This is a genomic window from Streptococcus sp. CSL10205-OR2, assembly GCF_025660655.1.
Classification (GTDB): Bacteria; Bacillota; Bacilli; order Lactobacillales; family Streptococcaceae; genus Streptococcus.
The window spans coordinates 25,842-36,261 of sequence record NZ_JAOTIN010000015.1 but is presented as its reverse complement, the minus strand read 5'-3'; the positions used below and the strand labels follow the sequence as shown (position 1 = coordinate 36,261).

The 10,420-nt window shown below is 34.1% G+C and carries 9 protein-coding genes and 1 riboswitch; of the genes, 2 read left to right on the top strand and 7 right to left on the bottom strand.

Going from position 1 to position 10,420, the window contains the following annotated elements:
- Positions 1-150: 150 nt before the first annotated feature.
- The 7 genes from N7659_RS07280 to pepF form a co-directional block, all read right to left on the bottom strand.
- Positions 151-798, bottom strand: a complete 648-nt coding sequence (locus N7659_RS07280) for a histidine phosphatase family protein (RefSeq protein WP_263276493.1) — start codon at positions 796-798, stop codon at positions 151-153.
- A gap of 39 nt (positions 799-837) precedes the next feature.
- Positions 838-1,314 carry an aminoacyl-tRNA deacylase gene (locus tag N7659_RS07275; protein ID WP_263276492.1) on the bottom strand — a complete coding sequence of 159 codons (477 nt, stop codon included), beginning with the start codon at positions 1,312-1,314 and terminating at the stop codon, positions 838-840.
- Positions 1,311-2,156 carry a DUF368 domain-containing protein gene (locus N7659_RS07270; RefSeq protein WP_411575303.1) on the bottom strand — a complete coding sequence of 282 codons (846 nt, stop codon included), beginning with the start codon at positions 2,154-2,156 and terminating at the stop codon, positions 1,311-1,313. Before N7659_RS07270 ends, N7659_RS07275 begins: the two co-directional genes overlap by 4 nt.
- Before the next feature lie 76 nt (positions 2,157-2,232).
- On the bottom strand, positions 2,233-2,778 hold the full coding sequence (gene thiT, locus N7659_RS07265) for an energy-coupled thiamine transporter ThiT (protein WP_263276490.1): 546 nt from the start codon (positions 2,776-2,778) through the stop codon (positions 2,233-2,235).
- Between the two features lie 41 nt (positions 2,779-2,819).
- Positions 2,820-2,915, bottom strand: a riboswitch (TPP riboswitch).
- Between the two features lie 67 nt (positions 2,916-2,982).
- Entirely contained in the window at positions 2,983-3,828 is an 846-nt protein-coding gene (locus N7659_RS07260; RefSeq protein ID WP_263276489.1) for a glycoside hydrolase family 25 protein, read from the bottom strand.
- Between the two features lie 46 nt (positions 3,829-3,874).
- On the bottom strand, positions 3,875-4,351 hold the full coding sequence (locus tag N7659_RS07255) for a glutathione peroxidase (RefSeq protein ID WP_263276488.1): 477 nt from the start codon (positions 4,349-4,351) through the stop codon (positions 3,875-3,877).
- Positions 4,344-6,143 carry an oligoendopeptidase F gene (gene pepF / locus N7659_RS07250; protein WP_263276487.1) on the bottom strand — a complete coding sequence of 600 codons (1,800 nt, stop codon included), beginning with the start codon at positions 6,141-6,143 and terminating at the stop codon, positions 4,344-4,346. Before pepF ends, N7659_RS07255 begins: the two co-directional genes overlap by 8 nt.
- Positions 6,144-6,316: 173 nt before the next feature.
- Here pepF and ppc point away from each other — a divergent pair, with 173 nt between their 5' ends.
- A complete protein-coding gene (gene ppc, locus N7659_RS07245) occupies positions 6,317-9,013 on the top strand; it encodes a phosphoenolpyruvate carboxylase (RefSeq protein ID WP_263276486.1) in 2,697 nt (898 codons plus the stop codon).
- Positions 9,014-9,123: 110 nt separating this feature from the next.
- Complete coding sequence (gene ftsW, locus N7659_RS07240; protein WP_263276485.1) at positions 9,124-10,374, top strand: cell division peptidoglycan polymerase FtsW; 1,251 nt, start codon at positions 9,124-9,126, stop codon at positions 10,372-10,374.
- Positions 10,375-10,420: the final 46 nt, after the last annotated feature.

Genomic DNA, 10,420 nt, shown 5'->3' with positions numbered 1-10,420 from the left:
CCATATGATTCTTTCTAATGAGTGGTTTTGTCGCTTTTCATTATAAGTCATATGGGACTTTTTGTCTGCATTGAAAAAGCCCTATAACTTCTGTGGTGGAGTTACCCACTACAGATATTATAGAGCCAAAAAATTTTTTTCTGTTTCTTTTTAATTTGACGTGACGATTGTTTTTTGGGCTTTTTCAAGATGTTCAGTATTATTCCACTCAATAAGTTGAAAATCTTTTAAATTAGTGGTCTCAAGAATGGTAAGACTAGTATTGTCTAAGTGACCTAATTTTTTAAATTCACTTGGTTCATAGCCTAGTAAACAATGAATGGTTGCACTAAGACTTGCTCCATGCCCAACAATAAGAACATTGTCATTATTTTCATCAAGTGATTGAATGACATCAATGATACGATGAGTAACTTGATAGAGTGTCTCTGCTTCAAAAATAGAAGGTGAAAATTGTGCTAGGTTATGATAGAAAGCTCTAATTTGTTTAGGATAAATCGCCTTTGCAATACTAATTTTTTTCCCTTCAAGACTGCCAAGATACCATTCGCGAAGTTGCTTTGTTGTTTGTAGTGTGTGAGTGTGATTATTTTCTTCTAGAATCATTTCAGCACTTTTAATGGCCCTTGGTAAGTCACTCGTATAAACCTCATCAAATTTGATATGACGAAGTTCTTGTCCTAAAAGACTAAGATCATCATAAGCTTCAGGCAGAAGCTTAGAATCCATTGTACTACCTTGAAAACGTCCTTCAAGATTTGAGAGGGTTTTACCATGCCTAATAAAATATAATTTCATTGAAACTCCTTATTATCATTAATTTGTTCTAACTATTGTTTACTCTATCAAATCAGAGAATTGTGCATCCACAAAATCAGCTAATTCCTGGCTGTTAATTTTGATAGAATGACCGATTTCTCCAGCCGACACAATCATCTGGCCGTATGTTAGCGCTAGTTGATCAATAAAAATAGGGAAATCGTGTCTTTGTCTAATCCCTATAGGATTATTGGCACCATGAACATAGCCAGTTGTTGCTTGTAAATCTTTTTGAGGAATCATTTTAACTTTTTTATTACCAGAAATGTTAGCTAATTTTTTTTCAGATAAATGTTTTTGAACAGGGATAATCCCAATGATTGGACCAGTCTTATCTCCTGTTAGTGCTAAAGTTTTGAAAATGATGTCTGAAGGATTATTTTGGCTACTAGGCTTACCTTCTTTAACGGTAATGAAAACATCTTCATATTTTATCTTAGCCTTGTCAAGTATCTGATTGACAAGCGTTTTTTTAGGTTTGTTTTTTTTACTCATTTGTATTTTTCCTCGAGTTGACTCATCCAAACACCAAGTGCAATACCGGCGACAAAAAAGATGATAGCAAGAAGTAGTGTCCATAAAGAAACACCGCTATAGGAGATGCTTTCACTATTTTTGACATTAGGAATCACAATTAAAAGAGTGCTGGATAACACAAGTCCAATGATGAAATGATAGACTCTTGAGTGGTAATGACTTAAAGCATAATCCATAAGTTTTGAAAATAAGAGCATGGTGATGGCTCCACCAATTGCAATCGGTAGAAAAACACCAAGTAGGTCTAGATTTTTAAAGCCAGTTAGCATGGGTGTGTAAAGTCCCATGATTAATAAAAGATTTGATGGGCTTAAGCCTGGAACCAAGATGCCAAGTGCAATTAAAGCACCTGCTAATATAAACGTTGCAAAATTAGCTGGAATGACACCGACCAAATCATTTAAAAAGTATAAGATGAGACCAGAAATGATAAATGTTCCCACCAATATGAAGAGGTCCATCGTATCTCTTTTTTTGTTATTGACAGACTCCTTAAAAAGACTAGGAAGTGTTCCAATGATAGCTCCAGAAAATGCCCATAAAACAATCACTTGATGATGTTCTAGTAAGTATTCAAGAGGGGCAGAAAAAAGAGCGATACCAAGGATACCACCAATACCAACAGGCACAAAAAATAAGAGGTTTTTGACAAAATCTTGGCGAATGTGAGCTAAAAAGGAAATGATTCGTTCATAAAGTCCTAAAATGGAGGCTAGAACACCTCCAGAAACACCAGGTAAAATAAAACCAAGTGCGATAATAATTCCCTTTAATAGTCTTGTCAACCAAGAAACCATGATTTCCTCCAATAAAAAAACAGTATAATATAGTATTATACCATTTTATAGCAAATATTGAAGCCTTATTCTTTATCTTTTATTTAACTTGGAAAAAAGAAGGTTTAACTTTGAGAAGGATGATTAATAGAACTAGAGCAATGATTGCTGAAGGAACTAGGTAGCTAGCATTATAGGTTAAAGAATAAATCCAAACAGGTGTTCCTTCAGGAGCATAGTCACTCCAAAAGACAATTCCAGCCAAGACATTTGATAATAATCTTGCAAGACTTCCAACGAGAATTCCTAAGCTTAGAAGAAGCATTTGTTGATTTTTAGAAGTTTTGAATTGGTGATAAAAGAGACCTGCTAAACCAACACCACCATATGACAGAATATAGTCAAGTAAAACTTGGGGCACACTTAGGTAGTAACCACCAAAGAATAGTTGGATGAAACCGACTAAAAGACCACCTGTTACAGCAGCAGTTAATCCTCTTCTAAAAGCCAGAATAAAGATTGGAAGCATGGTTAAAGAGACGCTACCACCTTGGGGCATTTTAAAAAGAACAATGTTGTCTAAGATAATAGCAAGTGCAGCCATGATGGCAACTTCTGTAAGAACAGACAATTTTAAATTCGACATAAAAAGACTCCTTTGTTTGTACAAAGGAGTCTTGAAACATTGTCATTAGGCATCACAATTCCTACGCTAGTCTTAACTAGATCAGGTTCTTAGGATTTCGCAAAACGATCTCAGCAAAAGCACTCCTTTGTGTTATTATTTAATTACTAAACATTATAGAATGTTTGAAAGCCATTTGTCAAGTTGATTGCTCTTCAAGAAATATTATTCTTTGATTTTGCCAAATAATTTCTCAAAGGTCGTTTTTCGATCTTTAAGAACAGAAATTTGGTTAAGATCAAGAGGATTTGGAAAACCATTGATATAGCCTCTTGAAGTGTATTGATGCAAGTCATAATCAATTGAAGTATCAGGAGCAGCTTCATAATAACCAGAGTCTGACCCATAAGTTGGAATCCAAACGGCATCAAATTTTTCAGTAGAAATGTCATGCTCTTCTAAAAAATAAGTTCCAATATAAATACCAACATTTTTAGCGCCTAGTTTTTTAAGTTCTTTACGGAAAGCTTCAACTCCTTTATTCATGTCAGACATGGTTTTTTCTTCCACATCAATCCAATAAAAAGTCGGGTTGTAAGGGGAAGCATTCTCATAAAATAGTCTAGCTTCTTCTTTCATGTCTTCTACATTTTTACCGAGGGCATAGGCATAAACAGCCACTGGAATATCCCTTTTTTGGAGTTCTTCGATATGTGTTTTAAACGATTTATCAATCCCAGTAGTATAGGCTGCATTATTCTTTTTGGTGATTTGGGACCCCCCAAACACACGGACAATAGCTCCTGAAATATTTAGTGAAAGGGTATCGTAGTCCATATCACTAGGAAGCTGCCAACCAGAAAGATCAATAATCGGGTTCAGCACAAAAGGCTCTTCTTCAGTCATCTCGACCGTTGGCGTTATGGTGTTTGTTACTTTGGGGACGTTATCTTTAGCTATTTCTAAAGTTGCATTATTTTCTGCCTCAATTGTTAGTTTTGATTTGACTAAAAATAAAATCATTAAACCAAAGAAAACAACCACAACAACCGGTTTTATTCTTTTTCTCATTTCTTTTATTTTATCCTAAAGCTGTTAAAAAATCAAAACAACAGGGTTACAAATATTTTTCAATCGCATCAACCATTGATTTAGGTTCTGTTTTAGAAGAAAATCGCTCAACAACATTTCCATTTCTATCAACAAGAAATTTAGCAAAATTCCATTCAATAACCTTACCAAATGGCCCTTTTTTCTCATTTTTTAACCATTGATATAGAGGATGTGTTTCTTTACCGTTAACCTTAATTTTGTTAAAACGATGAAATGAAGTATTGTAGTTTAGTTGACAAAACCGATTAATCTCTGAGATGTCCTCAGAAGCCTGTTGTTTGAACTGGTTACATGGGAAATCAAGGATTTCAAATCCTTTTTCATGATATAAATCGTAAAGTTTTTGTAGCCCCTCGTATTGAGGTGTAAACCCACACTTAGTAGCAGTATTAACGATTAAAGTGACTTTGCCATCAAACTGAGATAAACTAAAGTCCTCGTCTGTGATTGTTTTAACGGTGAAATCTGATAATTTAGGCATGTTCTATCTCCTGACTGTATTTTATAATTTGCTCAACAGTTTCTTCTAAAAATGATATGGTTTGTCTTAAGGGCTCTTTTGTTGAGATATCAGCACCAATGATTTTAGCTGTTTCTATTGGTGTTTGACTGCCTCCTGATTTTAAGAAGTCTAACCATTGTTTTGCTCCATCAGGATTATTTTTGATATTAAGGTAACCAACAGTTGAGATGACAAGACCAGCTGAATAAGTATAGCTATAAAGTCCCATGTAATAATGACTTTGTCGCATCCATGTTAAGGCAGCATCATCATCAATAACAATAGCATCACCCCAAAATTCTGTTAACACTGACTTCATCAGATGATTGAGTTGCTCTGCTCCAAAGGTTTTTCCTTCTTCTATGAGTGTATAAACTTTTCGCTGAAACGCAGCTTCTAATAGATGAGTGATAAAATTATGAAAGTAAGTATCTGTTAGACGGTGAGCCAAGGCAAACCGTTTTTGTTTTGGATGATCAAATTCTCGTTCAAGATAATCACTTAATAACAGTTCATTCAGTGTAGAAGGAGCTTCAACGTAGTAAGTTGACATATGGGTATTATAATAACTTTGATGATTATCTGAAAAAATAAATTGTCCTGAGTGACCAATTTCGTGGATGAGAGTATAAACATCACTCATTTTTCCTGTCCAGCTCATTAAAACATAAGGATGTACTTTGTAAGGATCGGCGGCATAACCACCAGAATCTTTACCACTATTTGCAGCAAAATCTACCCAACGCTCCGTTTGATAGCGAGCAATTTCTTTTTGGTATTCTTCACCAAGTGGTGTAGTTGACTTCATTACTAGGTCATAAGCATCATCAATAGAGACTTCTGGGTTCATTTTGGCATCAAGGTCAAGTTTCCAATCAGCAAAAGTCATTTTTTCAATACCGTTTACTTCGGCAACATGTTTAATATATCGTTGAGCAATTGGTGCAAACTCGGTCATAATTAAATCAATTTGACGGTCAAACATGCTTCTATCAACTTCTTGATCAGCTAAAAGGTAATCAAAGACAGAGTTATAACCACGCATGTCTGAAATAATTTTTTCAGATTTAACTTGTGCTAGGTAGCTTGCTGCAGCGGTATGCTGATGTTGCCTCAATCCTTCTGAGAAGGAACGAAAGGCTTTTTGTCTTACTTCAGCGTCCTCGTGATTTTGATAAACATTTTCATATGTGATGAAACTGTTAGGATATGTTTTTCCATTAACGGTGAAACTATTCATAGAAAAATCGCTAGCACGCATTTTAGTATAGATGTCTTGTGGGCTACTAAAAATTTCTCCAAGATTAGCTAAGGTTTTTTCAACAGCAGGATCCAGATAGTGTTTTTTCTTGATTTTTGCTTCTCGTATAAAGGCACCAAAATAGGAATTTTTCTCTAATTCTTCTAAAATAGCATCATCAGCCATCACTAAAGCATTTTCAAAGAAATTTAAAAGAACATTTGCTTTTGTCATGAAATCACTACCAACTTGAGCGATTTGAGCAAATTCTTCATTATTGAAGTCAGTAGTTTGTGGCATAAAAGAATAGGTACTGATATGACTAATCTGGATATATATTTGTTCAAGCATCATTAGGGCTTGTGTAAAATCATGAACAGTGTGTAAGTTATCTTTGTAATTGAGTGAGAACTGTTTAATTTCTTCAAGAGCAGTCTCAATAGCGTTTAAAAAATCTTCTCTGTCTTTATAGAGCGCTGTTAAATCCCAAAGCTCATTTTCAGAGAATTCTGAACGTTTCTTTTGTTCCATGAGTATCCTCCATTTTTTGTTAGGACTAGTATAACAAAAAAGCAAGACGATAGTGATTTAGAGACCTTATTTTAGATAATTTTTTTCATCAGAGAGATCCTCTCTTTAGTTTACTTTTTTTGGTAAAATGATATGATAGTTATTAGAAAAATAGGGTAGGAGTAGAAAAAACAGTGGTTATTAGAAAACTAGAAAGCAGAAACAATAAAAAACAAATCAATGAAGATGTGATTGTTCTAACCAACTTGCTAGAAGATGTGACACGTCAAATGGTTGGAAATGATTCATTTGAAACGATAAAATCATTAGCTAAATTATCTATCAATCATGACTATCAAGCGTTAGAAAAAGCTATTTCTAAATTAAATACCGAGGAAACTGAGATTGTTTCTCGCTATTTTTCTATTCTCCCTTTATTAATCAATATTGCTGAAGATGTTGATTTGGCTTATGAGGTTAATTATCAAAATAATACCAAAAAAGATTATTTAGGGAAGCTCTCTTTAGCCATTGAAGATGTTCTAGCTAACGAAAAAGGAAAAGAAATACTAGAAAATCTAAACGTCGTTCCTGTTTTAACCGCACATCCAACTCAAGTACAACGTCAATCCATGTTAGATTTAACTTATGAAATCTATCTTTTGTTAAGGCAACACCGTGATACAAAAGAAGGTCTTATCAACTCTGAAAAATGGCTAAATGATCTTCGTCGTCATATTGAGATGATTATGCAGTCAGATATTATCCGTGAGAAGAAATTAAAAGTTAAAAATGAAATAGGAAATGTCACTGGTTATTATGATAGATCTTTGATTGTTGCCATTACTGATTTAGTATCCGAATATAAACGATTAGCAAGACAAAAAGGAATTATTCTAGAACATCCAAAACCTATTACTATGGGCATGTGGATAGGTGGGGACCGTGATGGTAATCCTTTTGTCACCGCTGAGACTTTGCGTCTTTCTGCCATCACTCAAGCAGAAGTTATTCTCAATTATTATATTGAAAAAGTCCAGTCTTTATATGCTTTGTTTTCAATTTCTGTAACGATTTCTAAAACATCAAAAGAACTAGAAGAATTAGCCGCTTGTTCAACAGACACATCTGAATTTAGAGAAAAAGAACCTTATCGTAGAGCTTTTCACTATATTCAATTAAAATTAGAAAATACCCTAACCTACCTTACGCAAGATAAAAAAATCTCACCTCTTTATGCCAATGTGACAGAATTTGAAAAAGATTTATTAGTGATAAAGGATTCTTTATTAGTCAATAATGGTGATAATTTAATTAAAGGTGATTTTGGTGAATTATTACAAGCTGTTGATATTTTCGGCTTTTATCTAGCAAGTATTGATATGCGCCAAGATTCAAGTGTTCACGAAGCAAGTGTCGCTGAATTATTAAAGACAGCCAACATCGTTTCAAACTACAGTGATTTATCTGAGTCAGAAAAATGTCAACTATTGATAAAACAATTAACAAAAGATCCTCGTATTTTATCTGCGACTCATCTACCAAAGTCGCCTAGTCTTGAAAAAGAACTGGCTATTTTTCAAATGGCTAGAAAACTAAAAGACAAAATGGGAGAAGATATTATTAAACAACATATCATTTCTCACTCAGAAACGGTTTCTGATCTGCTAGAGTTGGCTGTCTTGTTAAAGGAAGTAGGTCTTGTTGATAGTGAAAAAGCGCGTGTTCAAATAGTGCCATTATTTGAAACAATTGAAGACTTAAATAAGTCACCTCAAATTATGGATGACTATCTCTCAATTAATTTGGTCAAGAAATGGTTAGAGCATCATCGTAATTATCAAGAAATAATGCTTGGCTATTCAGACAGTAATAAAGATGGTGGCTATTTATCATCGGTTTGGACACTCTATAAAGCTCAAAAAGAATTAACTGAAATTGGCAAGAAAAACAAGGCGAAAATTACATTTTTCCACGGGCGAGGTGGAACAGTAGGTCGTGGTGGTGGACCTTCTTATGAAGCGATTACGTCACAACCTTTTGGTACCATCAATGACCATATTCGTGTGACTGAACAAGGTGAAGTAATTGGGAATAAGTATGGTAATAAAGATGCTGCTTATTATAACCTAGAGATGTTGATGTCTGCTACTTTAAATCGTATGGTGACACAGTTAATTGTTGATTCCACTGAATTAGAAGAATACCGAGAAATTATGGATGCTATTGTTGAAGATAGCTATCATCATTATCGTCATCTAGTTTTTGGACATCCTAATTTTTATGACTACTTTTTTGCAGCAAGTCCTATTCGAGAAATTTCAAGTCTAAATATTGGTTCAAGACCTGCTGCGCGAAAAACTATCACCGAAATTACAGGACTTAGAGCCATTCCATGGGTCTTTTCATGGTCTCAAAATCGGGTGATGTTCCCTGGTTGGTATGGTGTTGGAACAAGTTTTAAACACTTTATTGATAAAAAAGCAGGAAATCTTGAAAAATTACAAGCCATGTATGAAAAATGGCCATTCTTTAGATCGCTATTATCAAATGTTGATATGGTACTTTCAAAATCTAATATGAATATTGCTTTTCGTTATGCTCAAATGTGCGAAGATGAGAGTATTCGTGATATTTTTCATACCATTTTAGATGAATGGCAACTCACAAAAAATACCATTTTAGCTATCGAAAAACGAGAAGATTTGCTAGAAGATAATCCTTATTTGAAGTCAAGTTTAGATTATCGCCTACCTTATTTTAATGTTTTAAACTATGTTCAAATTGAATTGATTAATCGCATGAGACGAGGAGAACTTAGTGAAGCAGAAGAAAAACAAATCCATATCACGATAAATGGTATTGCTACTGGTCTTAGAAATTCAGGTTAATGCTTTTACTATTTCTTTTGGTGCTTTGGTTGGTCTGGTTTGTAAGGTCATAGCAATTGAGTGTTAAAAATGGTATAATGCTCATACAATTCGTCTTTTTAGGAGAAAATATGAAAATTGATAAAAGACATCTCTTAAACTATTCTATTTTATTACCTTATCTAGCCTTGTCTATTATTGGTTTAATTATTGTTTATTCAACAACAAGTGCCAACTTGATCCAAGATGGTGTTAGTCCGTTTAGTTTAGTGAGAAATCAAAGTTTGTTTTTGGTGCTTAGTTTAGTAGCAATCACCTTTATTTATCGTTTAAAATTAAATTTTTTAAAAAATGGTCCGCTATTGCGTTTTGCTCTTTTTGTTGAAATGATATTACTAATTGCCGCAAGATTTTTCCCACGTGTTAATGGTGCTTATGGCTGGATTTCACTTGGACCAATCACTTTTCAACCGGCAGAATATTTAAAGTTTTTAATGGTCTGGTATTTGGCCTATAGTTTTGCCAAAGAACAAAAATCAATTGAGGTATACGATTATCAAGCCCTGACTAAGGGGTATCTTTTGCCAAGAAGTTTTGTTGATTGGCGTTTTATTTCGGCAGGACTTATTGGTTTAGTAGTTGCCATGCCTGACTTGGGAAACGCTACTATCATTTTACTAACAGTTATTTTAATGTACAGTGTTAGTGGTATTGGTTATAAATGGTTTTCTGCGGTTTTAACCACTTTAACAGCTTTTTCTGCTGCTATACTTGGTTTTATTGGGATTGTTGGTGTTCAAACTATTGAAAGAATTCCAATTTTCGGTTATATCGCTTCACGTTTTTCGGCTTTCTTTGACCCTTTTCAAGATGCTCAAGGAGCTGGTTTACAACTAGCTAATTCCTATTATGCCATGAGTAATGGTGGTTGGTTTGGTCGAGGTCTTGGTAATTCCATAGAAAAGAAAGGTTATCTACCAGAAGCACATACCGACTTTGTGTTTTCTATCGTTATAGAAGAGCTTGGTTTAATTGGAGCAGGTTTAATTCTTGCCTTGGTATTCTTTTTGATTTTAAGAATTCTTTTGGTTGGTATCAAATCTAAAAATGCCTTTAATTCTATTTTAGCTCTTGGAGTAGGTGGGTTATTATTAACACAAGTCTTTGTCAATGTTGGAGGAGTTTCAGGCTTAATTCCATCAACCGGAGTAACATTTCCATTTCTTTCTCAAGGAGGAAATAGTCTTTTAGTCTTATCTGTTGCTATTGGATTAGTGTTAAATATTGATGCCAATGAAAAACGAGAAGAGATTTATCGTGAAATTGAAGAAAGTTATGAAGACGTTGATGAGACTTATTATGATGAAGATTATTATCACTAGTTAAAATCTGCCCTAGGCAGATTTTTTTACGTTTTGTAACCTTTTA